This window comes from Enterobacter sp. BRE11 (genome assembly GCF_031844285.1).
Classification (GTDB): Bacteria; Pseudomonadota; Gammaproteobacteria; order Enterobacterales; family Enterobacteriaceae; genus Pantoea.
Genome location: NZ_JAUZUX010000001.1, coordinates 128,511 through 151,757, shown reverse-complemented (window position 1 = coordinate 151,757; position 23,247 = coordinate 128,511). Strand labels below are relative to the sequence as shown.

The 23,247-nt window shown below is 60.4% G+C and carries 23 protein-coding genes and 3 tRNA genes; 17 read left to right on the top strand and 9 right to left on the bottom strand.

The window, feature by feature from the left end; translation table 11 throughout:
• Nucleotides 1-5: 5 nt before the first annotated feature.
• The 13 genes from cydB to Q9R34_RS00650 all read left to right on the top strand — a co-directional run bounded on the left by cydB (nt 6) and on the right by Q9R34_RS00650 (nt 7,941).
• Nucleotides 6-1,145 carry a cytochrome d ubiquinol oxidase subunit II gene (cydB, locus tag Q9R34_RS00710; RefSeq protein WP_485892018.1) on the top strand — a complete coding sequence of 380 codons (1,140 nt, stop codon included), beginning with the start codon at nt 6-8 and terminating at the stop codon, nt 1,143-1,145.
• Between the two features lie 15 nt (nt 1,146-1,160).
• Nucleotides 1,161-1,274 carry a cytochrome bd-I oxidase subunit CydX gene (gene cydX, locus Q9R34_RS00705; RefSeq protein ID WP_434123826.1) on the top strand — a complete coding sequence of 38 codons (114 nt, stop codon included), beginning with the start codon at nt 1,161-1,163 and terminating at the stop codon, nt 1,272-1,274.
• Nucleotides 1,274-1,567 carry a cyd operon protein YbgE gene (ybgE, locus tag Q9R34_RS00700; protein ID WP_485892017.1) on the top strand — a complete coding sequence of 98 codons (294 nt, stop codon included), beginning with the start codon at nt 1,274-1,276 and terminating at the stop codon, nt 1,565-1,567. Before cydX ends, ybgE begins: the two co-directional genes overlap by 1 nt.
• Nucleotides 1,568-1,744: 177 nt before the next feature.
• Nucleotides 1,745-2,149, top strand: a complete 405-nt coding sequence (ybgC, locus tag Q9R34_RS00695) for a tol-pal system-associated acyl-CoA thioesterase (protein ID WP_434123824.1) — start codon at nt 1,745-1,747, stop codon at nt 2,147-2,149.
• Complete coding sequence (gene tolQ / locus Q9R34_RS00690; RefSeq protein ID WP_033751685.1) at nt 2,146-2,832, top strand: Tol-Pal system protein TolQ; 687 nt, start codon at nt 2,146-2,148, stop codon at nt 2,830-2,832. Before ybgC ends, tolQ begins: the two co-directional genes overlap by 4 nt.
• Before the next feature lie 13 nt (nt 2,833-2,845).
• Nucleotides 2,846-3,274 (top strand): colicin uptake protein TolR, encoded by a 429-nt coding sequence (gene tolR / locus Q9R34_RS00685; protein WP_033751683.1) that lies wholly within the window; start codon nt 2,846-2,848, stop codon nt 3,272-3,274.
• Nucleotides 3,275-3,301: 27 nt separating this feature from the next.
• Complete coding sequence (gene tolA / locus Q9R34_RS00680; RefSeq protein WP_485892016.1) at nt 3,302-4,624, top strand: cell envelope integrity protein TolA; 1,323 nt, start codon at nt 3,302-3,304, stop codon at nt 4,622-4,624.
• 115 nt (nt 4,625-4,739) lie between these two features.
• A complete protein-coding gene (tolB, locus tag Q9R34_RS00675; protein ID WP_033751678.1) occupies nt 4,740-6,035 on the top strand; it encodes a Tol-Pal system beta propeller repeat protein TolB in 1,296 nt (431 codons plus the stop codon).
• A 63-nt stretch (nt 6,036-6,098) separates the two neighbouring features.
• Nucleotides 6,099-6,623: a peptidoglycan-associated lipoprotein Pal gene (pal, locus tag Q9R34_RS00670; RefSeq protein ID WP_312111482.1), complete on the top strand. Its 525-nt coding sequence runs from the start codon at nt 6,099-6,101 to the stop codon at nt 6,621-6,623.
• A gap of 9 nt (nt 6,624-6,632) precedes the next feature.
• Complete coding sequence (gene cpoB / locus Q9R34_RS00665) at nt 6,633-7,436, top strand: cell division protein CpoB (protein ID WP_485892015.1); 804 nt, start codon at nt 6,633-6,635, stop codon at nt 7,434-7,436.
• Between the two features lie 166 nt (nt 7,437-7,602).
• Nucleotides 7,603-7,678, top strand: a tRNA-Lys gene (locus Q9R34_RS00660).
• Between the two features lie 68 nt (nt 7,679-7,746).
• Nucleotides 7,747-7,822: transfer RNA gene (locus Q9R34_RS00655), tRNA-Lys, on the top strand.
• A 43-nt stretch (nt 7,823-7,865) separates the two neighbouring features.
• Nucleotides 7,866-7,941 (top strand) — tRNA-Lys (locus tag Q9R34_RS00650).
• Between the two features lie 247 nt (nt 7,942-8,188).
• Here the strand turns inward: Q9R34_RS00650 and Q9R34_RS00645 are convergent.
• Nucleotides 8,189-9,652 carry an AlkA N-terminal domain-containing protein gene (locus Q9R34_RS00645; protein ID WP_485892014.1) on the bottom strand — a complete coding sequence of 488 codons (1,464 nt, stop codon included), beginning with the start codon at nt 9,650-9,652 and terminating at the stop codon, nt 8,189-8,191.
• 157 nt (nt 9,653-9,809) lie between these two features.
• Here Q9R34_RS00645 and Q9R34_RS00640 point away from each other — a divergent pair, with 157 nt between their 5' ends.
• The 3 genes from Q9R34_RS00640 to pnuC all read left to right on the top strand — a co-directional run bounded on the left by Q9R34_RS00640 (nt 9,810) and on the right by pnuC (nt 12,262).
• Nucleotides 9,810-10,340 carry a methylated-DNA--[protein]-cysteine S-methyltransferase gene (locus Q9R34_RS00640; protein ID WP_434126770.1) on the top strand — a complete coding sequence of 177 codons (531 nt, stop codon included), beginning with the start codon at nt 9,810-9,812 and terminating at the stop codon, nt 10,338-10,340.
• Nucleotides 10,341-10,467: 127 nt separating this feature from the next.
• Entirely contained in the window at nt 10,468-11,529 is a 1,062-nt protein-coding gene (gene nadA / locus Q9R34_RS00635; RefSeq protein WP_485892213.1) for a quinolinate synthase NadA, read from the top strand.
• A gap of 10 nt (nt 11,530-11,539) precedes the next feature.
• Nucleotides 11,540-12,262, top strand: a complete 723-nt coding sequence (pnuC, locus tag Q9R34_RS00630) for a nicotinamide riboside transporter PnuC (RefSeq protein ID WP_434126768.1) — start codon at nt 11,540-11,542, stop codon at nt 12,260-12,262.
• Here the strand turns inward: pnuC and zitB are convergent.
• The 4 genes from zitB to Q9R34_RS00610 form a co-directional block, all read right to left on the bottom strand.
• A complete protein-coding gene (gene zitB / locus Q9R34_RS00625) occupies nt 12,256-13,215 on the bottom strand; it encodes a CDF family zinc transporter ZitB (protein ID WP_485892013.1) in 960 nt (319 codons plus the stop codon). The two genes, pnuC and zitB, sit on opposite strands and share 7 nt — an antisense overlap.
• Nucleotides 13,205-16,267 carry an ATP-binding protein gene (locus Q9R34_RS00620; RefSeq protein WP_485892012.1) on the bottom strand — a complete coding sequence of 1,021 codons (3,063 nt, stop codon included), beginning with the start codon at nt 16,265-16,267 and terminating at the stop codon, nt 13,205-13,207. The genes zitB and Q9R34_RS00620 overlap by 11 nt, the downstream gene beginning before the upstream one ends.
• Entirely contained in the window at nt 16,249-16,830 is a 582-nt protein-coding gene (locus Q9R34_RS00615; protein WP_485892011.1) for a response regulator, read from the bottom strand. Before Q9R34_RS00615 ends, Q9R34_RS00620 begins: the two co-directional genes overlap by 19 nt.
• 88 nt (nt 16,831-16,918) lie before the next feature.
• Complete coding sequence (locus Q9R34_RS00610; RefSeq protein ID WP_434126761.1) at nt 16,919-17,275, bottom strand: protein YbgS; 357 nt, start codon at nt 17,273-17,275, stop codon at nt 16,919-16,921.
• Nucleotides 17,276-17,563: 288 nt separating this feature from the next.
• Here Q9R34_RS00610 and aroG point away from each other — a divergent pair, with 288 nt between their 5' ends.
• Nucleotides 17,564-18,616 (top strand): 3-deoxy-7-phosphoheptulonate synthase AroG, encoded by a 1,053-nt coding sequence (aroG, locus tag Q9R34_RS00605; protein ID WP_485892010.1) that lies wholly within the window; start codon nt 17,564-17,566, stop codon nt 18,614-18,616.
• 306 nt (nt 18,617-18,922) lie between these two features.
• Here the strand turns inward: aroG and gpmA are convergent, their stop codons facing one another.
• The 4 genes from gpmA to galT form a co-directional block, all read right to left on the bottom strand.
• A complete protein-coding gene (gpmA, locus tag Q9R34_RS00600; protein ID WP_033751646.1) occupies nt 18,923-19,675 on the bottom strand; it encodes a 2,3-diphosphoglycerate-dependent phosphoglycerate mutase in 753 nt (250 codons plus the stop codon).
• Nucleotides 19,676-19,835: 160 nt separating this feature from the next.
• The gene (gene galM / locus Q9R34_RS00595; RefSeq protein ID WP_485892009.1) at nt 19,836-20,870 is read right to left on the bottom strand and encodes a galactose-1-epimerase; all 1,035 of its coding nucleotides are present in this window, start codon (nt 20,868-20,870) and stop codon (nt 19,836-19,838) included.
• Nucleotides 20,864-22,009, bottom strand: a complete 1,146-nt coding sequence (gene galK, locus Q9R34_RS00590) for a galactokinase (protein WP_485892008.1) — start codon at nt 22,007-22,009, stop codon at nt 20,864-20,866. The genes galM and galK overlap by 7 nt, the downstream gene beginning before the upstream one ends.
• Nucleotides 22,003-23,052, bottom strand: a complete 1,050-nt coding sequence (gene galT, locus Q9R34_RS00585; RefSeq protein WP_485892007.1) for a galactose-1-phosphate uridylyltransferase — start codon at nt 23,050-23,052, stop codon at nt 22,003-22,005. Before galT ends, galK begins: the two co-directional genes overlap by 7 nt.
• Between the last annotated feature and the right edge of the window lie 195 nt (nt 23,053-23,247).

The following is a 23,247-nucleotide window of genomic DNA, read 5'->3' as shown; positions in this document are numbered from 1 at the left end:
CAACCATGTTTGATTATGAAGTTTTGCGCTTTGTCTGGTGGCTGCTGATCGGCATTCTGCTGGTGGGCTTCGCCGTAGCGGACGGCTTTGATATGGGCGTCGGCATGCTGACGCGGCTGATGGGCCGCAACGACACCGAACGCCGCATTATGATCAACAGCATCGCGCCGCACTGGGACGGCAACCAGGTCTGGCTGATCACCGCGGGCGGGGCGCTGTTCGCCGCCTGGCCGATGGTGTATGCCGCCGCCTTCTCCGGCTTCTATGTGGCGATGATTCTGGTGCTGGCGTCGCTCTTTTTTCGTCCGGTGGGTTTCGATTATCGTTCTAAAATTGAAGATATGCGCTGGCGGGGCATGTGGGACTGGGGCGTCTTTATCGGCAGCTTCGTGCCGCCGCTGGTGATTGGCGTCGCGTTCGGCAATCTGCTGCAGGGCGTGCCGTTCCGCGCGGATGAATTTTTGCGCCTCGACTACACCGGTAACTTCTTCCAGCTGCTCAATCCGTTCGGGCTGCTGGCGGGCGTGATCAGCGTCGCGATGATCCTGACGCAGGGCGCGACCTATCTGCAGATGCGCACCGCAGGCGAGCTGCATCTGCGTTCGCGCGCGGTGGCGCAGGTGGCGGCGCTGGTGATGATGGTCTGCTTCGTACTGGCGGGCGTCTGGGTGAAATATGGCCTCGACGGCTACGTTATTACCAGCGCCATCGATCACCACGCCGCGTCGAACCCGCTGGGTAAAACCGTGGTGCGCGAGGCGGGCGCCTGGCTGGCGAACTTTAACCATATGCCGGCGCTGTGGCTCTTTCCGCTGCTCGGCGTGGTGCTGCCGCTGCTGACGGTGCTGTGCTCGCGCTGCGAGAAGGGCGGCTGGGCGTTCGTCAGCTCATCGCTGACGCTGGCGTGCGTCATTATGACCGCCGGTATCGCGCTGTTTCCCTTTATCATGCCGTCGAGCATCGAACCCGGCATGAGCCTGACGATGTGGGATGCCACCTCGAGCCAGCGCACGCTGACGGTGATGACCTTCGCCGCCATTATTTTCGTTCCGATTATCCTGCTCTACACCAGCTGGTGCTACTACAAGATGTTCGGGCGGATTACGAAAGAACATATTGAGCGCAATACGCACTCTCTCTACTGATTAAGGAGACGACGCATGTGGTATTTTGCCTGGATTCTCGGCACCCTGCTGGCCTGCGCTTTCGGCATCATCACCGCGCTGGCGCTTGAGCACGTTGAAGATAGCGCCGCAAACGACGAGCGCGCCTGATGCGCAAACTGATTCGGACGTCATACCGTCTGATGAACAAAGGGCCTTTACGGGCCCTTTCGCTCATCCTGGCGCTGGTTGTCGCGGGCTGTTTGTTCTGGGATCCCTCGCGCTACGCCGCGCACACCAGCACGCTCTCAGTCTGGCAGGGGATTCTGGTTATCTGGGCGGTCTGCGCTGGCGTTATCCATGGCGTAGGCTTTCATCCACGCCAGACGCGCTGGCAGGCGCTCTTCTCGCCGCTGCTGGCCCTGATCGTTCTGCTGTTCGCGCTCTACTGGTTCTGGCGCTGACGCGCTATGCCCGCCGCTGGTGGTGAGGTATTGTCAGCGGCAGGTCAAGAAATCTACTGAAAATCCTTCTGATTGTTACCTTCCGATAATTATTTTCTCCTGGCTCTGGCATCCCATTCCCAACCCCAAATCTCTTGCGTATAGTAGCAACGTTTAAAAACGAGACCGGGATGTAGAGTGAGTACAACGCTGTTTCGCTGGCCGGTTCGGGTCTATTACGAAGACACCGATGCTGGTGGCGTGGTTTACCATGCCAGCTATATCGCTTTTTATGAACGAGCACGTACCGAAATGCTGCGTCAGCGCCATTTCAATCAGCAAACGCTGCTGGAACAGCAGGTTTCTTTTGTGGTGCGGCGCATGACGGTGGAGTATGTTGCGGCGGCGCGTCTTGACGACCTTCTGGAGATCCAGAGCGAAGTCACCGCCATGACGCGAGCAACCATGACATTTTCCCAGCGTATCGTGAATGCAGAAGGCAGAGTCCTGAATGAAGCAGAAGTCCTGATTGCCTGCATTAACCCACATCTTATGAAGCCGATTGCGCTTCCCAAGTCTATTGTCGCGGAGTTCAAGCAGTGACTGACATGAACGTTCTTGATTTGTTCCTGAAGGCAAGCCTTCTGGTCAAACTTATCATGTTGATTTTGATCGGCTTTTCTATTGCCTCATGGGCCATCATTATTCAGCGCACCCGAATTTTGAACGCGGCGGGACGCGAGGCGGAAGCCTTTGAAGATAAATTCTGGTCCGGCATTGAGCTGTCGCGTCTCTATCAGGAGAGCCAGGGACGCCGTGAAGAGCTGAGCGGTTCAGAGCAGATCTTCTACGCGGGCTTCAAAGAGTTTGCCCGTCTGCACCGTGCCAACAGTCACGCGCCCGAAGCGGTAGTGGAAGGCGCCAGCCGCGCAATGCGTATCTCGATGAACCGCGAGCTGGAAACGCTGGAAAACCACATTCCTTTCCTCGGCACCGTCGGCTCAATCAGCCCCTACATCGGCCTGTTCGGCACCGTATGGGGCATTATGCACGCCTTTATCGCGCTGGGCGCGGTCAAGCAGGCGACGCTGCAGATGGTGGCGCCGGGTATCGCTGAAGCGCTGATCGCCACCGCGATCGGCCTGTTCGCCGCGATTCCGGCGGTCATGGCCTATAACCGACTGAACCAGCGCGTCAACAAGCTGGAGCAGGGCTACGACAACTTTATGGAAGAGTTCACGGCCATCCTGCACCGTCAGGCCTTCTCCAGCGACAGCGCGAAGTAAGCGGAGGTAATCCATGGCCAGAGTACGTGGTCGCGGCCGCCGCGACCTGAAATCGGAAATTAATATCGTTCCGCTGCTCGACGTCCTGCTGGTGCTGCTGCTGATCTTTATGGCGACAGCGCCGATTATTACCCAGAGCGTAGAAGTGGACCTGCCGGACGCCACCGATTCGAAAACGGTCTCCAGCGACGATAATCCGCCGGTGATCGTTGAGGTCTCAGGCGTGGGTCAGTACAGCCTGGTGGTGGATCACGATCGTATGGAGCAGCTGCCGCCGGAACAGGTGGTGAGCGAGGCGCAGCGTCGCATCGAGGCTAATCCGAAAACCGTCTTTTTGATTGGCGGCGCAAAGGATGTGCCCTATGACGAAATTATTAAAGCGCTCAACCTGCTGCATCAGGCAGGCGTTAAATCTGTCGGTTTGATGACGCAGCCGATTTAAAGTCGAACCGTTTTTTGGGAACCGAGTGTGTCGAAGGCAACCGAGCAAAACGAGAAGTTAAAGCGCGCGATAATTATATCGGTGGCTCTGCACGTGGTACTGATCGCTCTGCTGATCTGGAGCTCCTTCAACGAGAATATTGAGGCGAGCGGCGGCGGTGGCGGCAGCGATATCGACGCGGTGATGGTCGATCCTGGCGCCGTGGTCGAACAGTACAATCGTCAGCAGAACCAGAAAAGCGACAGCCAGCGCGCCGAGCAGCAGCGTGAGAAGCAGGCGCAGCAGCAGGCTGAAGAGCTGCAGCAGAAGCAGGCCGCGGAACAGCAGCGTCTGAAGGCGCTGGAAAAAGAGCGTCTGCACGCGCAGGAAGCGGCAAAAGCACAGGCTGAACAGCAGAAACAGGCGGAAGCGGCGGCTAAAGCGGCGCAGGAGCAGCAAAAAGCGGCCGAGGCGGCTGCGGCGCAGGCGAAAGCCGATGCGAAAGCGCAGGCGCAGGCTAAAGCGGCTGCCGAGGCGGCGCAGAAGGCGGAAGAACAGGCGAAACAGGCCGCTGCCGAGGCGAAGAAAAAAGCGGAAGAGCAGGCGAAAGCCGCCGCCGCGTCCGCCGCCAAAGAGAAAGCGGTAGCTGACGCGAAAGCGGCAGCCGATGCGAAGGCGAAAGCGGCAGCGGAGGCGAAAGCCAAAGCAGCGCAGGAGGCAAAAGCCAAAGCGGCCGAAGAAGCGAAAGAGAAAGCGGAAGCGGCTAAAGAGAAGGCGGCGCAGGAAGCGAAAGAGAAAGCCGAAGCGGCCAAAGAAAAAGCCGCTCAGGAAGCCAAAGAAAAAGCGGAAGCCGCGAAAGAGAAAGCGGCGGCCGAGGCGAAAGCGAAAGCCGATGCGGCCGCCAAAGCCAAAGCGGACGCCGCGGCGAAAGCCAAGGCCGCTGCCGACGCGAAGAAAAAAGCGGCGGCGGAAGCGGCGAAAAACAGCAGCGACGTCGACGATCTGCTTGGCGGCCTGACCTCTGGTAAGAATGCACCGAAAAGTGGCGCGGCCGGCGGCGGCGCGGCAGGGCAGGGCAACCAGAAAAAAGCGGGCGCATCGGGCGCAGAGATCAACTCTTATCTGGGGCAGGTTGTGGGCGCGATTCAGAGCCGCTTCTACGATGCTGATACTTATAAGGGGAAAGAGTGTAACCTGCGTATCAAGCTGGCGCCGGATGGTTTGCTGATTGACGTCAAATCTGAAGGCGGCGACCCGGCGTTATGCCAGGCGGCGATCGCTGCCGCGAAGCAGGCTCATATTCCTAAGCCGCCCTCGCAAGCAGTGTATGAAGTGTTTAAAAACGCGCCGATGCGTTTCAAACCGGAATAATGCAGTAACCCACGGCAGGTTGGACTAAGGTTAGCTTGCCGTATTAGATGAATACTCGTGTTTTTCAGGAACTGTGCGAATTATCGTGAACCCAGGTTCAGGTAAGGGAGAAAAGATGAAGCAGGCACTTCGTGTAACCTTAGGTTTTTTTGTTCTGCTGTGGGCGGCAATGCTCCACGCAGAAGTACGCATTGAAATTACGCAGGGCGTAAACACCGCGCGTCCAATCGGTGTGGTGCCCTTTAAATGGGCTGGCTCAGGCGCCGCGCCTGAAGATGTCGGCGGCATCGTCTCTGCTGACTTACGCAACAGCGGTAAATTCAATCCCATCGATCGTTCACGTCTGCCGCAGCAGCCGACCAGCGCGCAGGAAGTACAGCCTGCCGCCTGGAGCGCACTGGGTATCGATGCGGTAGTCGTCGGTCAGGTCACCTCTAATCCAGATGGCAGCTATCAGGTTGCATACCAGCTGGTGGACACCGGCGGTGCACCGGGCACCGTTCTGGCGCAGAACTCATACAAGGTCACTAAACAGTGGCTGCGCTATGCTGCGCACACCGCCAGTGACGAGGTGTTCGAGAAGCTGACGGGCGTTAAAGGCGCGTTCCGCACTCGTATCGCCTACGTGGTGCAGACTAACGGCGGCCAGTTCCCGTATGAACTGCGCGTGTCAGACTACGACGGCTTTAACCAGTTTGTCGTGCATCGCTCGCCGCAGCCGCTGATGTCTCCGGCCTGGTCGCCAGACGGCAGCAAAGTGGCCTATGTGACCTTTGAAAGCGGTAAATCGGCGCTGGTGGTACAGACGCTGTCAAACGGTGCGATTCGTCAGGTTGCCTCTTTCCCGCGCCACAACGGCGCGCCGGCCTTCTCGCCAGACGGGACGAAACTCGCTTTCGCCCTGTCTAAAACGGGCAGCCTGAACCTCTATGTGATGGATCTGGCTTCCGGCCAGACGCGTCAAATCACCGATGGTCGCTACAACAGCACTGAACCGAGCTGGTTCCCGGACAGCCAGACGCTGGCTTACACCTCGGATCAGGCTGGCGCGCCGCAGATTTATAAAATTGGTATCAACGGCGGTGCGCCTCAGCGCATTACCTGGGAAGGTTCACAAAACCAGGACGCGGACGTCTCTGCCGATGGTAAAACCATGGTGATGATTAGCAGCGCCGGTGGCGCCCAGCACGTCGCCAAACAGGATCTGGTAACGGGAGCCGTTCAAACGTTAACGAGCACGTTCCTGGATGAATCGCCAAGTCTGGCGCCAAACGGCACGATGGTAATCTATAGCTCTACTCAGGGGATGGGTTCCGTGTTGCAGTTGGTATCAACAGATGGGCGTTTCAAAGCGCGTCTTCCGGCAACCGATGGACAGGTCAAGTCACCTGCCTGGTCGCCGTATCTGTAATGCATCGGTCCCCTGCGCAGCAGGGGGTTAAATGTATGATAAACAATATAACAGGATAACAAAATGCAACTGAACAAAGTGCTGAAAGGGTTGATGCTGGCTCTGCCGGTTCTGGCTGTAGCCGCTTGTAGCTCACACAAAAACAACAACAACGACCAGACTGGCATGGGTGCTGACGGCGCTTACGGCAACGGTGCTGGCATGAACGGCAGCGGCAACATGTCTTCTGACGAGCAGGCGCGTCTGCAGATGCAGCAGCTGCAGCAGAACAACATCGTCTACTTCGGTCTGGACAAATATGACGTGCAGTCTGACTACGCTCAGATGCTGGACCAGCACGCAGCCTTCCTGCGCAGCAACCCGTCATACAAAGTGACCATCGAAGGTCACGCGGATGAGCGCGGCACGCCGGAATACAACATCGCACTGGGCGAGCGTCGTGCTAACGCCGTTAAGATGTACCTGCAGGGTAAAGGCGTGTCGGCTGACCAGATGTCTATCGTTTCTTACGGTAAAGAGAAACCGGCTGTTCTGGGTCATGACGAAGCGGCTTACTCTAAAAACCGTCGTGCCGTTCTGGTCTACTAAGAGAATCACATGATTAGTAACTTCAGACTTCACCTGTTGGGTCTGTCGTTACTGGTTGGCGTAGCGGCCCCCTGGGCCGCTAATGCCCAGGCATCAATCAGTAACGTCGGCTCTGGCTCGGTCGAAGACCGCGTCACCACTCTTGAACGCATTTCTAACGCCCAGGCTCAGCTTCTGCAGCAACTGCAGCAGCAGATGAGCGACAACCAAAGCGATATCGATTCGCTGCGCGGGCAAATCCAGCAAAACAGCTACCAGCTTAATCAGGTCATCGAGCGGCAGAAGCAGCTCTATCAGCAGATCGACAGCCTGAGCAGCAGCGGCGCGAACAGTGCGGCACAAAGCGGCGCTGATGCGCCGGCGGCGAACGCTGATACGGGCGCAGCGGCCAGCGCTGACGGCGCGGCGGCAGCCTCGTCAGGCGCGCCGGTGCAGAGCGGCGACGCCAACAGCGACTATAACGCCGCAGTGGCGCTGATTCTGGAAAAAAAACAGTACGATCAGGCGATCGCTGCGCTGCAGGCGTGGGTCAAGCGCTATCCTGACTCAACCTACCAGCCGAACGCCAATTACTGGCTGGGACAGTTGAATTACAACAAGGGTAAAAAAGATGACGCGGCGTACTACTACGCCACCGTGGTTAAAAATTACCCGAAGTCGCCAAAGGCTTCTGAAGCGTTGCTAAAGGTTGGCGTTATCATGCAGGAGAAAAAGGACACGGCGAAAGCCAAAGCCGTTTTCCAGCAGGTGATAAAACTTTACCCCAATACCGATTCGGCGAAGCAGGCGCAAAAACGTCTCGACGGGCTGTAATTTGTGCAGCCAGCACCGGATTTTGCCTGATTTCTGGTCTGGCAGCATGAAAGGTAAGCAGTTGACGCCGAGGGCGGAAAATAAGGGTTGCGCTACCTCGGTAAATCAGTAATATATGCCGCCGTTGCCGGGACAGATTGCAAATGTGTCTGGCAAGCCTGAAGATGGGTCGTTAGCTCAGTTGGTAGAGCAGTTGACTTTTAATCAATTGGTCGCAGGTTCGAATCCTGCACGACCCACCATCTTCTCAGCGAACAGGTTTTCTTCTCTGTTGCTGCGAAACTTCAGCATCGCTTCACAACCTAAAGATGGGTCGTTAGCTCAGTTGGTAGAGCAGTTGACTTTTAATCAATTGGTCGCAGGTTCGAATCCTGCACGACCCACCATCTTTAACGCAGGCTTCAGGTTTGCGGATTGTAAGCCCCGAGCGGGTCGTTAGCTCAGTTGGTAGAGCAGTTGACTTTTAATCAATTGGTCGCAGGTTCGAATCCTGCACGACCCACCAATTCAGAAAGAAGCGCCCAATGGGCGCTTTTTTCGTTTTTACGCTGTGTCGTTCTTAAAGCCATTCCTTAGTCATACTGGTACGGGGCTAACGGGTCTGAAGAGCAAAGCGTCCGAGCCAGGATGGCGAGGCCGACCTACAGGGATGTAGGTCTTCTTTGCGATCGGACCCGTTAGCCCTGCGCCACGCACGCTCTCTAAAGCAACTCCGCCAAAACCCTCAACCAAAACTTTAACGCGTTTCGCATCTATTTCACTTTCGCAGGCGCCAGATTCTCCCAGATATGCATCACCGCGTAGCTGCGCCACGGACGCCACTGCTGCGAACGCGCCTCCGCCTCGGCGGGCTTCAGGCCGCCCAGATTATTACGAATGGCGATATCTTCCTTGGGGAAGGCGTCCGGCCAGCGCAGGGCGCGCATCGCAATATAGTGTGCCGTCCAGGGGCCAATGCCCGGCAGCGCCACCAGCTGCTTCATCACCGTCTCCGGCGACTGCGTGGCGTTAAAGCGCAGCGAACCTGCGGCGCACGCCTGCGCAAAGGCGATAATGGCACGCGAGCGCGCGCTCACGATGCCGAGCGGCGCCACGTCGTCCACCGTCAGGCTGGCGACGCGATCCGGCAGCGCGGCGTAGCGCGTCAGATCGGCAAAAGGAGTCACGCAGGGCTCGCCAAAGGCGGCGGCAAAACGGCTGCTCACGGTGGTTGCGGCCTTCACCGTCACCTGCTGCCCGATAATGGCGCGCACGCCAAGCTCAAAGGCATCAAATGCGCCTGGCACGCGCAATCCCGGATTGCGCGCCAGGCTCGGCGCCAGTAGCGCATCCTGCGCCAGCCGGGCGGCGATAAGCTGCGGCTGCGCGTTAAGATCGAAAAGATCGCGCAGGCGGCGCAGCAGCAGCGGCAGCACCGGCGTCAGCGAGATGGAAAAGGTCAGCTGCAGCGCGCACTTCTGCGGCAGATGTGACACGCTAATCCAGCCGCGACAGCGGCCCAGCGCTACGGTGCGCCGGTAGGCACCATCCTGCACCGCCTCGACCTCTTTCATCAGATGGGTCTGTAAAAAGGCCAGCATCGCCTCCCAGTCGTAGGGCGGACGATAGACCATCAGCAGAGAGGTGCTGTCGCCCGGCTGCGCGCGCGTCGAGGCGCTAACGCCCTTGCGCAGCGCGCTCGGCGTCATACGGTAGCGCGCCTGAAACACATCGTTAAAGCGGCGCAGGCTGCTAAAACCGCTGGCATAGGCCACATCGGTCACCGGCAGCTGCGTCTCCGTCAGCAGCTGCTTCGCCAGCAGCATGCGCCGCGTCTGCTTCAGCTCCAGCGGCGACACCCCCAGCTCCTGCTGCACGATGCGACGCAGCTGGCGCAGGCTAACGCCAAACTCAGCGGCAATCGCCTCCAGTCCTTCGTTTTCCTCCAGCATGCCCTCCTCAATGCGCTGAATCAGCCTGTCCGCCACGCGGTGAGGCTGATCGACCGGCGCGTTGCCCGGCGCCAGCTCGGGGCGACAGCGCAAGCAGGGGCGGAAATGGGCCTTCTCCGCCGCTTCGGCGCTGGCGAAAAACAGACAGTTCTTCTGCTGCGGCGCTTTCACCGGGCAGACAGGGCGACAGTAAATGCCGGTCGAGGTAACGCCGACGAAAAACACCCCGTCAAAACGGGTATCGCGCGAGGTGAGCGCCTGATAAGCAATCTCAGGATCGAACATAGTGACTCCTGCAAATAAACAGAGCCTATACCCGCTTTCTGATGCAGACTCGCTGTTTTCGGACAGCAAAGCAGTTTAGTCTGATGGCCGAAAACGGCCAGCGCGCCGTGGCCAAAATGCGACAATAACGGATGTCTCAAACAGGGAGAACAACATCATGTATCACTACAAACTTGTCTCCACGCCGGTGGGCGAGCTGAAACTGGTGGCGAGCGATCGCGGACTCGCAGGCATACTCTGGAAAAACGATGACCCGCACGGCGCGCGCTTTCTGCCGCAGACGCACGACGAATCGCATCCGCTTCTGCTCGAGGCGGAACGCCAGCTGCGGGAGTACTTTGCCGGCGAGCGCCGCTGCTTTACGCTGCCGCTCGATTTCGTCGGCACCGAATTTCAGAAAAAAGTGTGGAACGCGCTGATGACGATCCCCTTCGGCGAAACGCGCAGCTACAGCGAAATCGCCCGTCAGATCGGCCATCCGCAGGCGGTGCGCGCGGTCGGCGCGGCGAACGGCAGAAATCCAGTCTCTATCGTCGCGCCTTGCCATCGCGTCATCGGCGCCAATGGCAAGCTGACCGGTTTTGCTGGTGGTCTGGAGGTCAAAGCCTTCCTGCTGGATCTGGAGATGCCGCAAAAGGCGGTCGTGCTGCCGCTATTCGCCGAGGAGCCTTCACCGCCGCACGCCTAAAAAAGAGCACGACACCGCCGCGCGTTTCCGCTATCGTGTTTAGCATATAAAACACGATGGCGGAGTGAACGTCCTTTTTCGCCGTCTTAAGCGATTTTCGTTCATTTGATAAAACGAGAGCGGTGTGATGAGTGCTTTATTCGATACAGACAGCGTGGCCTGGCCCTTTCCCGCAAAACCTGCGCGTCTCAGCGACGATGAAAAAGAATGTTACCTGAGTAAAATCAAAAGGCTGCTTAAAGAGCGCGACGCGGTTATCGTGGCGCATTACTACACCGACCCGGAAATCCAGGCGCTGGCGGAAGCGACCGGCGGCTGCGTGGCGGACTCGCTGGAAATGGCACGCTTCGGCAGCGCGCATCCGGCGTCGACGCTGCTGGTGGCGGGCGTGCGTTTTATGGGCGAAACCGCCAAAATCCTCAGCCCGGAGAAAACCGTGCTGATGCCAACGCTGCAGGCGGAGTGCTCGCTCGACCTCGGCTGCCCCATCGACGAATTCAACGCCTTCTGCGACGCCCATCCCGACCGTACCGTGGTGGTCTACGCCAACACCTCGGCGGCGGTCAAAGCGCGCGCCGACTGGGTGGTCACCTCCAGCATCGCGGTAGAGCTGATCGACCATCTCGACAGCCTGGGCGAAAAAATCATCTGGGCGCCGGATCGCCATCTTGGCCGCTATGTCACGCAGAAAACCGGTGCAGACGTGCTCTGCTGGCAGGGCGCCTGCATCGTCCATGACGAATTCAAAACCCAGGCGCTGCTGCGCATGAAAGCGCTCTATCCCGACGCGGCGGTGCTGGTGCATCCCGAATCGCCGCAGGCGGTGGTCGATCTTGCCGACGCGGTCGGCTCCACCAGCCAGCTGATCCAGGCGGCGCAGCAGCTGCCGCATCCGCAGATGATCGTGGCGACCGATCGCGGCATCTTTTACAAAATGCAGCAGGCGGTGCCGGGAAAAACGCTGCTGGAAGCGCCGACCGCAGGCGAAGGGGCGACCTGCCGCAGCTGCGCGCACTGCCCGTGGATGGCGATGAACGGCCTGAAAGCTATCGCCGAGGGTCTGGAGCAGGGCGGCGCACAGCATGAAATAGAGGTTGATGCCGCGCTGCGCGAGGCGGCATTATTGCCGCTCAACCGCATGCTCGCTTTCGCTGCGGATCTCAAACTGAAGGTAAAAGGGAACGCCTGAGGAACCAATGATGGATTTTTTCAGCACAAGCAATATCCTGGTCCATATCCCGCTCGGCGCAGGCGGCTACGATCTCTCCTGGATTGAGGCCATCGGCACGCTGGCGGGTCTGCTCTGCATCTGGCTCGCCAGCCTGGAGAAAGTGATTAACTATCCGTTCGGCCTGATTAACGTCACGCTGTTCGCCGCCATCTTCTTCCAGATCCAGCTCTACGCCAGCCTGCTGCTGCAGATCTTCTTTTTCGTCGCCAACGTCTATGGCTGGTACGCCTGGAGCCGGCAGACCGACGATCGCCAGGCGGCGCTGAAAATCCGCTGGCTGCCGCTGCCGAAGGCGCTGGGATGGGGCGCGGTCTGCGTCGTCGCCGTTGCGCTAATGACACGCTATATCGACCCGGTCTTCGCCTTCCTGACGCAGACCGCCGTGTCGCTGATGAACGCGCTCGGCCTGCAGGTGGCGATGCCGACGCTGCAGCCCGACGCCTTCCCGTTCTGGGACGCCAGCATGATGGTGCTCTCCATTGTGGCGATGATCCTGATGACGCGTAAATATGTCGAGAACTGGCTGCTGTGGGTGGTTATTGACGTGATCAGCGTGATGATCTTCGCGCGCCAGGGCGTCTACGCCATGGCGCTGGAATATCTGATTCTGACGCTGATCGCACTCAACGGCTCGCGCCTGTGGATCGCCAGCGCACGGCAGCACGGCTCGCGCGCGCTGGCGCGTCAGTGATGGTGCGCCTCTTCACCGTGATGATGATGGTGATACGCCGTCGCTGAGCCGCCGTCGACGCCCAGCTCGCAGTCGGGCGTGGCGCACGGCTGATACTCCATCTGCACTGTGGCGTGCCCAACTTGATACTTCTGGTGCAGATAGCTGTGGATGCGCTGCAGCAGCGCATCGTGGTCGTATGGCGGGATCACATGCACATGCAGCGTCACCACCGGCTTTTCGCCGACCTGCCAGACGTGCACGTGGTGGACGTTGCGCACCTCTGGGATATTCAGCGTCAGGTCGCGCCCCAGCTTCTGCACATCGATCACCTCCGGCGCGCCCTCCAGCAGTTCGTGCAGGCTCTCGCGCAGCAGTGACCAGGCGCTGCGCAGCACCAGCAGCGACACCAGCAGCGACAGAATCGGGTCGATGGGCGTCCAGCCGGTATAGAGGATAATCAGCGCGGCGACAATCGCGCCCACCGAACCCAGCAGATCGCCCATCACGTGCAGCGCGGCGGCGCGCACGTTGAGGTTTTTCTCTTCGCTGCCGTGGTGCAGCAGCCAGAACGACAGCATATTGGCCAGCAGGCCCGCAACCGCGATGCCGAGCATCAGGCCGCCGGTCACCGGCTGCGGCTGGTAAAAGCGACGCAGCGCCTCCCAGACGATGAGCGCGGTAATCACCAGCAGGGCGATGGCGTTGACGAAGGCCGCCAGCGTGGTAAGGCGCAGCAGCCCGAAGGTATGACGGGCGTTGGGCTTGCGCTGGGCGAACTGCACCGCCAGCAGCGCCATCAGCAGCGCGGCAGCGTCGGTAAGCATGTGCCCGGCATCGGCCAGCAGTGCCAGCGAGCCGGAAATCCAGCCGCCGACCGCCTCCGCCAGCATAAAGATTGCCGTCACGGCGAATGCGGCCGCGAGGCGTTTGCGATTGCCCGCCGGCGCGCTGTGAGCGTGGTTATGAGCCATAAGAGTCCAGTTTTATCAGTAACCTGTTGGTGAGTAATAGTAGCAAATCCCATTCATCCGGCGCGTCCTGCTGCGCGTTGGCCCGATCCGCCAGCCGCTGGCTGAGTTCGGCGCCTTGCTCCAGGCCGATAAGCAGCCAGCTTCCCTTCATGCGGTGCGCCGCTTCCGCCAGCTGCGGCCAGTCGCGCGCCGCGCGCGCCGCCGTGATGCGCGACACGTCGTTGTTCAGCGTGTCGCGCAGGGTATGGCTGAGCCGCGTCAGAAACTTCTCGCTGCTCTGCGCCAGCTGGCGCAGGTTGCTATCCAGCGCCGCCAGCGGATCCCGATCGAAATGCGCCAGCAGCGCGGCGAGATCGCCTAGCTGCACCGGCTTAATCAGCACGCGCTCGTTCGCCTGCAGCGGCAGGCTGAGCAGCTGCGCGTCGGCGGAGCAGAGCACCCGCAGCGCCGCTCGCTGACGCTGACGATCGCGGCGACGCAGCAGCCGTAGCAGCAGCTGGCCATCCGGACGCGGCATCATCTGATCGATAAACAGCAGATCGTAGGGGTGTTCAGCATCTGCGCGCAGCAGGGCGCGCCCGTCGGCAAAGCACTCCGCCTCGACGGCGAAGCGCGCCAGCTGCTGCTGCAGCACCATCAGATTGGCCGGATGATCGTCGACGATGGCGCAGCGCAGCGCGGCGTAGCGGGGCAGCACGGCGCTCTCCTGCGGCGCAGCCTCGCAGCGCTCCAGCGGCAGCGTTACCGTGACTTCGGTGCCGTGGCCGGGCTGTGAGCGCAGCGCGATATCGCCACCCATGCGCTGCACAATCTCCCGGCAGATAAACAGCCCCAGGCCGCTGCCCTGCACCGACACCTTTTTGCCCGACGGCGCCTGATACCAGGGATCGAACAGCTTTGGCTGCTCTTCCGGCGGAATGCCGCTGCCGCTGTCGCGCAGGGTGAAAATCAGCTGCTCATCGACGGCGAGCGTCAGGCGTATTTCGCCCTGGACGGTAAATTTTAGCGCGTTGGTCATCAGGTTATTGATCACCTGCTGTAGCCGATCCGCGTCGATCATCACGCGATCGGGCAGCGGCGTCAGCGCCTCGACGATCAGCGTCGGGCCGCCGGTGCGCATCAGCGGATGGTAAAAGCGCTGCTGCTGCGCCAGCCACGGCTCCAGCGCCAGCGGACGCGGTGCGAGGGTAAAGCTGTTGCTCTCGATGCGCGCATGATCCTGCAGATCGTTGAGCAGCGTCAGCAGCGAGCGGGCGCTGCTGTAGACCAGCGACAGGTTGGCGGAGCGCGCTTTTTCCAGCTCCAGCAGCCCGAGGATCGCCTGCATCGGCGTGCGCAGCTCATGGCTGACGGTGGCGAGAAACTGGCTTTTCATCGCGTTGGCGCGCTCGGCCTGCTGACGCTGAAGGCGTTCGCGCCGCTGCTGCCAGTAGCGGCGCGCCAGCAGCAGCAGCAGTACAACGATGGCGGCGCCCGCCGCAGCCAGCACCAGCTGAGGCAGGGCGCGCATCGTCATCGCATTGCCCGGCTGCGGCGGCGTCAGCCAGCCGTCGCGCATCTGCCGCTGCGTATCGATGGGTATCTGCTGCAGCGCACGGTTGATGAGCGGCCGCAGCAGCGGCTGGTCGGCGGCGACGCCCAGCGCCACCGGCCAGGCGATATCGCTGGCGGCGAAGGCGAGACGCAGCCGATCGCCGTAGCGCGCGGCGATGCGCCAGCGCGCCGACAGCACGTTATCCGCCAGCGCGTCGATCTGCCCGTTCGCCAGCGCGTCGTACAGGCTGGCGCGATCGGCAAACACCTGCGGCGTCACCTCGGGCGGCAGCAGCCGCGTCGCGACGTCGTCGCGCAGTATGCCGACCCGCTTGTCCGCCAGATCGTGCCAGCGGCTGAAGCTGGCGTCGCGGCGGCTGTAGATGCCCCACAGGGCGCGCCAGACCGGCAGCGTGGCGTTTTGCGCCGCGTCGCCGCTGAGCGGCTGCGTCAGCCGCAGCATCACCTGACGCTGCGCCAGCAGTTCGTCCGCCTGCTGTGGGCCAGCGACCCAGCGCGGCGCGAAGCGCACGCCGCTGCTCTGCGCAATAGCGTTAAGCAGATCGACGCTGTAGCCGCGAGCCGCGCCGTTGCCGTCACGGTAGCTCCAGGGAGCGTTATCGCTCTCTGCGGCGTAGTCGATCACCGGATGGGCGCTCAGCCAGGCGCGCTCCGCCGCGCTCAGCATCAGGGTTTGCGTATCCTGATAGCGCGGCAGCGGGGCGCCCCAGCGCGACTGCAGGCTGGTCGCCAGTTCGGCGGGCAGCTGGCGCAGGCTCTGGTTGAGCCAGTCAATCAGCGCGGCGTCGCGGGCGAAGGCGCGCAGCGTCAGCTGGCCGACATCCAGCTGCGAGGCGATCTGGTAAATCTCGCCCTGCTGCAGCTGGCTAAGCAGAAAGCTGGCGCTGATCTCATCCGCCACCACGTAGTCGTTTTGCTGATTAAGCAGCGTCGAAATCGCCTGCAGATCGTTGCTGTAGGTGCGCCAGCGGTGCTTCTGCGCCACCGTCGCCGGCAGCTGCGCCAGCGTGACCTGGCTGATGGCAAGCTGTGCATTCTCACTGTTGAACATCACGGCGCGCGCGTTGCGCTGGCTGCGATAGATGCGCAGCGGACTGCTGAACCAGCTTTCGCTGTGCAGCACACCCGCCGGTAGCGGGTTCGGCAGCGCGCCCAGCGCAAAATCGATCTGGCCGCTCTGTAGCGCCGCCATTAGCTGCGCGCGATCGGCGAACAGCCTGAGCGCGAAGCGGGCGCCGGTGAGCTGATGCAGTGCGGCCAGCGCGTCGGCGTCAAGGCCATAGAGCTCGTCACCGACGCGCATCGTCCAAGGCGCATTGCTCTCCTCCAGCAGGCCGACGCGCAGCGTCTTGCCCTGCATCGCGTCGGCGCCGCTGACCGGCATCATCATCGGCAGATCCAGGCTGCTGACGGGCCGCAGTTCGGCCCAGGTCAGGGGGGGCGTCAGAAAGAGCAACAGCAGCAGCAGCAGGAAGCGCCTCACTGCTGCGCTTTCCACAGGTCAGCCAGCTCCACCACCGAGCGCGCGCCGGTTTTTTCCAGAATGTTCTTTTTATGGGTGCTGACGGTTTTATTGCTGATATGCAGCTGCTCAGCAATCTGCAGATTTGAGAGGCCCGTAGCCAGCAGCGCCAGCACCTGCTGCTCTTTGCTGGTGAGCGGCAGAGCGGAGACGGTCACTTCAGGCGGGAAGGCGAGCTGACCGCCCAGCACCGCGAGGATCGCGCTCAGCAGCTGCTCCATACGCTGGCTTTTAACCACGTAGCCCGCCGCGCCCAGCGCCTGCGCGCTGCGCACATAGTGGCTGCTCTGCTGTGCCGAATAGATCAGCACGGGGATCTGTGGAAAGTGGATTTTAAGGCGGCGCAGGATTTCCAGCCCGTCGCCGTCCGGCAGGCCGATGTCCAGCACGATAATGTCGGTGGGCTGCGTCAGCAGCTGGCGCGCCTGCTGTTCGCTGGCGGCGGAACGTAAAAGGATGGAGAAGGGGGCGCGATCGAGCGCCGCTTCCAGCGCCACTTCGACCAGTGGATGATCGTCTATTAACAACAGCGAGGCCATGAACGTTTCCTGACAGAATTCATTGCCCCAGCATAGCGGAAGTTAACCCAGAGAAAAATAATGGAGAGCCGAAGCTCTCCAGAGGATATTACTGCGAGGTGCCGTCAGTTTTGCGGTCGACGGTGCCGCCGCCCTCTTTGGTTTGCACCTTGCTGTTAATATCGGGGCATTTGCCGTCTTTGCACTGGCTATTCTGGTCCATCTCATTGGCGGACATATTGCTGCCGCTGGTGCTGCCGCCGTTGGCCGCAGGATTGGTGTTGGTGCCGGTATTATTGATATTGCTGTTGTCGACGTTATTCGGCGGCAGATTCTGTTTTGCGCCGCCCGCTGCTGCGCCTGCTTCAGCCGCCTGGTTAGCCGTGCCGTTATTGTCAGCCATTGCCGCGCCGCTGCCTAAAGTCATTGCTGCCGTCAGAAAGATAAGTGCAAACTTATTCATCATTATGCTCCTGTAATCAATGATAGCTGCTGTTTTGAACCCAATGGTGCAGTTTGACGTAAAGCGATTCCGGCGAAATTTAATTTCACCCAAAGGTCTTCCGGAAGAGATAAATAATGTAAGCGAAGCGTTCCTCAGTGCTTACATATAAAAGCCTAGCTGAGAACCCTATAAATGCAAATCTCATGCAAGCCTTTAAGAGGCGTCCTGAATTTACACTCCGGGCGCAACCGGATAAATTGGTTGGGTTGTGCCCGACGCGCGTTGGGCCAGGAATAAATGGAATGATTTATGAATTACCAGAATGATGATTTACGTATTCGGGATATTAAAGAGCTGCTGCCTCCCGTTGCGCTGCTGGAAAAGTTCCCCGCAACCGATAATGCCGCGCGCACCGTTGCTCGCGCGCGCGAAGCTATCCATCAGATTTTGCAGTGCGAGGACGATCGTCTGCTAGTGGTGATCGGCCCCTGTTCAATTCACGATCCGCAGGCGGCGAAGGAATACGCTTCGCGCCTGCTGGCGCTGCGCGACGAGCTGAAAGACGAGCTGGAAGTGGTGATGCGCGTCTATTTTGAAAAGCCGCGCACCACCGTCGGCTGGAAAGGGCTGATCAACGATCCCTATATGGACGGCAGCTTCCAGCTGAATGACGGCCTGCGCCTGGCGCGCCAGCTACTGCTGGAGATCAACGACAGCGGCCTGCCGGCGGCGGGCGAGTTTCTCGATATGATCACGCCGCAGTATGTGGCGGACCTGATGAGCTGGGGCGCTATCGGCGCGCGCACCACCGAGTCGCAGGTGCATCGCGAGCTGGCGTCAGGGCTCTCCTGTCCGGTCGGCTTTAAGAACGGCACCGACGGCACCATCAAGGTGGCGATCGACGCCATCAACGCTGCCGGTTCGCCGCACTGTTTCCTGTCGGTGACCAAGTATGGTCATTCGGCGATTGTCGAAACCAGCGGCAACGCGGACTGCCATATTATTCTGCGCGGCGGCAAAGAGCCGAACTACAGCGCGCAGCACGTTAGCGCGGTGAAAAGCGGGCTGGAGAAGGCGGGTCTGCCGCCGCAGGTGATGATCGACTTCAGCCACGCCAACAGCAGCAAGCAGTATCAGAAGCAGCTGGACGTCGCGGATGACGTGTCGGCGCAGATTTCCGGCGGCGAGCGCGGCGTGATTGGCGTGATGATCGAGAGCCACCTGGTCGAGGGCAACCAGAGCCTGGAGAGCGGCGAGCCGCTGGTCTATGGCAAGAGCATCACCGACGCCTGCATCGGCTGGGCTGACACCGACAAGGTGCTGCGCCAGCTGGCTGCTGCGGTGAAACAGCGCCGCGGCTGATTAAAAGCGAAGGACAGCAAGGTGCTGACGTGGCAAGCATGGACCGATCGCAAAGTCCATTGCATCCATGCTCGCTCGGCCCGCGCGGATACGCACCTCATCCCTGAGGTGCGCCCGTAAACGGGCCAATGCGCTGCGTTGTTCAAAAACGCTCCTGGCGTTTTTGTCCATGGCGCGGGACGCTTTGCTCTTTGGTCCATGCTTGCCGCGTTTTGAATGCCGTGCGTCTTTATAGTGTTCAACATTCAATTCGCAGCCATAAAAAAGGCCAGACAGTGTCTGGCCTTTTTACCTTTCAGCTTGCGCTTACTTTGCTTTACCCTGGTTCGCGACGGCGGCGGCTTTCGCTGCAATCTCGTCGGCATCGCCCAGATAGTAGTGTTTGATTGGTTTGAAATTCTCGTCGAACTCATACACCAGCGGTACGCCGGTCGGGATGTTCAGCTCAAGGATCTCATCTTCGCTCATGTTGTCGAGGTATTTCACCAGCGCGCGCAGGGAGTTGCCGTGCGCCGCGATGATCACTTTCTCACCGCTCTTGATGCGCGGCAGAATGCTCTCGTTCCAGTAAGGGATAACGCGATCGATGGTCAGCGCCAGGCTCTCGGTGGTCGGCAGCTGCTCAGCGCTCAGCTTCGCATAGCGCGGGTCGTGGCCCGGGAAACGCTCGTCGTTGCGATCCAGCTCCGGCGGCGTCACCGCGAAGCCGCGACGCCACTGTTTCACCTGATCGTCGCCATATTTGGCCGCGGTTTCCGCTTTATCGAGCCCCTGCAGCGCACCGTAGTGACGCTCGTTCAGACGCCAGGACTTCTCTACCGGCAGCCAGGCCTGATCCAGCTCATCAAGAACATTCCACAGAGTGTGAATGGCGCGTTTCAGTACGGAGGTGTAAGCGAAATCAAAGACGAAACCTTCTTTTTTCAGCAGCTGACCGGCTGCTTTGGCTTCGGTGCGACCTTTATCAGAAAGATCCACGTCATACCATCCGGTGAAGCGGTTTTCCTGGTTCCACTGACTTTCGCCGTGGCGGACCAGAACCAGCTTAGTTACGGCCATAGTTAACTCCTTAACTCTTTGATGTTTCTACGATAATGGAAACCTTGCTGCAACCAACCCGACGCGCGCGCCCGGCGGCACATGGATAGCGCCATACCATAGCGGAAAACGGCGCAGGGTGTAAGCCTGTCGGCGACGCACTGCGCGTTTTTCAGGCGGCTCAGCGCGGCGTAAAGCGGTAGCGCGTCACTGACTCCCAGCGCTCGCCCGGCTGCAGCCAGCATGAGGGCTGGGGCCACTCAGGATGATTCGGCGAATCGGGTAAAAATTCGCTCTCCAGCGCAATGCCCTGGAAAGCAGTATAGCTTTCCTGTTCCCGCGCGCGCGTTCCCGCCAGATAGTTGCCGGTATAGAACTGCAGCGCGGGCGCGGCGGTGGTCACGGTCAGCTGCAGTTCGCCGTCGGCAGACCAGAGGTGCGCGGCGGGCTGGCTGGCGTCACCGGCGCTGTCGAGCAGAAAGGCGTGATCGTAACCCTTCACGGCCTGCTGGTCGGCGTCGGCGAGAAAATCCTGCGCTACAATTTTGCCCGCGCGAAAATCGAAGCTGGTGCCCGCCACCGCTTTCAGCGGCGCGCTGGGAATGCCCTCGCTGTCGACAGGCAGATAATGTTCGGCCAGCAGTTGTAAGCGATGCTGGCGCGCGTCGCCATGATGCGCATCAAGATTAAAGTAGGCGTGGTTGGTGAGATTGACCGGACAGGGCCGATCGACCTCTGCCTGATAGCTGATCGACAGGCAGTTGTCGTCGTCCAGCTCATAGCGCACCTGCGCCAGCAGGTTGCCGGGATAGCCCTGGTCGCCATCCGGCGAGTCCAGGCGGTAAACCACGCTGCTCTCGCTCTGGCTGACGATCTGCCAGCGGCGCTTGTCAAAGCCCTGCGGGCCGCCGTGCAACTGGTGCTTGCCCTGATTCGTCGCGAGCTGAATCGCCTGCTGCGTCAGCGTCGCCTGGCTGATGCGGTTGGCGTAGCGTCCGATGGTGGCGCCGAGATAGGCGTCCTGGTGCAGATAGTCAGACGGCGTGGCGCAGCCGAGCAGGGTTTCGCGCACGCTGCCGTCGCGCATCGGCACCCGCGCCGACAGCCAGGTGGCGCCCCAGTCCATAAAGGTCGCGACCATGCCGCTGGCGTTGCGCAGCACGGTAATGCGCCAGGGCTGACCGTCTGGCGCATGTGAATTCACGTCGCTTAGCATTGGCCCGCTCCTTCTGAGGCGGTGCAAACATAAAAGGTCTCTTTGATGCCGGTTTTCGCTTCGTACTGTTCCGCCACCGCGGCTTTCACGCGATCCACCAGATCGAACGGCATCAGCGCCACCACGCAGCCGCCGAAGCCACCGCCGGTCATGCGCACGCCGCCGCAATCGCCGATCTCCGCCTTGACGATCTCGACCAGCGCGTCGATCGGCGGCACGGTGATTTCGAAGTCGTCGCGCATTGAGGCGTGCGATTCCGCCATCAGCTCGCCCATGCGTTTCAGGTCGCCTTTGCTCAGCGCGTCGGCCGCCTCCAGCGTGCGGGCGTTCTCCGTCAACACGTGACGCACGCGTTTCGCGACCTGCGGATCCAGCTCATGCTCCACCGCTTTGAACTGAGCGATATCCACGTCGCGCAGCGCTGGCTGAGCGAAGAAGCGCGCGCCGGTTTCGCACTGCTCGCGGCGCGTGTTGTATTCGCTGCCGACCAGATTACGGCGGAAGTTGGAGTTGATAATCACCACCGCGACCTCCTTCGGCATTGAAACCGGACGGGTGCCGAGGGTGCGGCAGTCGAGCAGCATGGCGTGATCTTTCTTGCCCAGCGCGGAGATCAGCTGATCCATGATGCCGCAGTTGCAGCCCACGAACTGGTTCTCCGCCTCCTGACCGTTGACGGCGATGGCCGCGCCGTCGAGCTTCAGGTGATAGAGCTGCTGAAACACGGTGCCGACCGCCACTTCCAGCGATGCCGACGAACTGAGGCCCGCGCCCTGCGGCACGTCGCCGGCGATGACCATATCAACCCCGCCGAAGCTGGCGTCGCGCTGCTGCAGGTGTTTCACCACGCCACGCACGTAGTTTGCCCACATTGGCTCTTTCACGCTGAGGATCGGCGCGTCGAGCGAGAAGCTGTCCTGTTGATTATCGTAATCCACCGCCACAACGCGCACCTGACGATCGTCGCGCTTCGCGCAGGCGATAACGGTCTGGTAGTCGATGGCGCACGGCAGCACGAAGCCATCGTTGTAGTCAGTGTGTTCCCCAATCAGGTTCACGCGGCCCGGCGCCTGAATGGTGTGGGTTGGCGCATAGCCGAAGGTCTCGTTGAAAATCTGCTGCGTGGTGGTTTTTAACATTGTTGTGCCTCGCGGAAATGAATATCGCTAACGGCACGCAGACGCTCTGCCGCCTGTTCCGCCGTTAGATCGCGTTGGGTTTCAGCCAGCATTTCGTAGCCGACCATAAATTTGCGAACCGTAGCCGAGCGCAGCAGCGGCGGGTAGAAGTGCGCGTGCAGCTGCCAGTGGTCGTTTTCTTCGCCGTTGAACGGCGCGCCGTGCCAGCCCATGGAGTAGGGGAAAGAGCACTGGAACAGGTTGTCGTAGCGGCTGGTCAGCTGCTTAAGCGCCTTCGCCAGATCTGCGCTCTGTTCTGGCGAAAGATCGTTGAGGCGCTTGATATGGGCTTTCGGCAGCAGCAGCGTTTCGAACGGCCAGGCCGCCCACCAGGGCACCACTGCGAGCCAGTGCTCGGTCTCGACCACGGTGCGGCTGCCGTCGCTCAGTTCGCGCGCGGCGTAATCCACCAGCATCGGCGAGCGGTGCGCGGCATAGTAGGCGCGCTGATGCTCATCTTCGCGCTGCGCCTCGTTAGGCAGGAAACTGTTGGCCCATACCTGGCCGTGAGGATGGGGATTGGAGCAGCCCATCGCCGCGCCCTTGTTTTCAAAAACCTGCACCCAGGGATAGTGCTGGCCGAGCTCGGCGGTCTGCGCCTGCCAGGTTTTTACCACCTCTTCCAGCGCGGGCAGCGACATTTCCGGCAGCGTTTTGCTGTGATCGGGCGAGAAGCAGATCACCCGGCTGGTGCCGCGCGCGCTTTCGCAGCGCATCAACACGTCGCGGCTCTCCGGCGCTTCTGGCGTATCGGTCATCAGCGCGGCGAAATCGTTAGTGAAAACGTAAGTGCCTTTATAATCGGGGTTTTTGTCGCCGGTGACGCGCGTGTTGCCCGCGCAGAGAAAGCAGTCGGGATCGTGCGCTGGCAGCGTCTCTTGCGAAGGAGTTTCCTGCGCGCCCTGCCAGGGACGTTTGGCACGGTGGGGCGAAACGAGGATCCACTGATCGATCAACGGATTGTAACGGCGATGCGGATGATCGACCGGGTTAAATTTTTCCATGTTGAGTCCTGGTTAACGTCAAAAAGCCAGAAAGGCAGGGTTAAAAAGTAGCACATCAGCGCGCGATAAAGCGTGATCAAGTCTGGATAAATGGAATCGTTTACACAAGCTGAAAATTCTTATTCAAAGCCTTTTTCTTGAGAAGAAGAGGGTGAAAAGGGCAGAGCAATGGTAGCGGTTACATCCTCGGGCTAA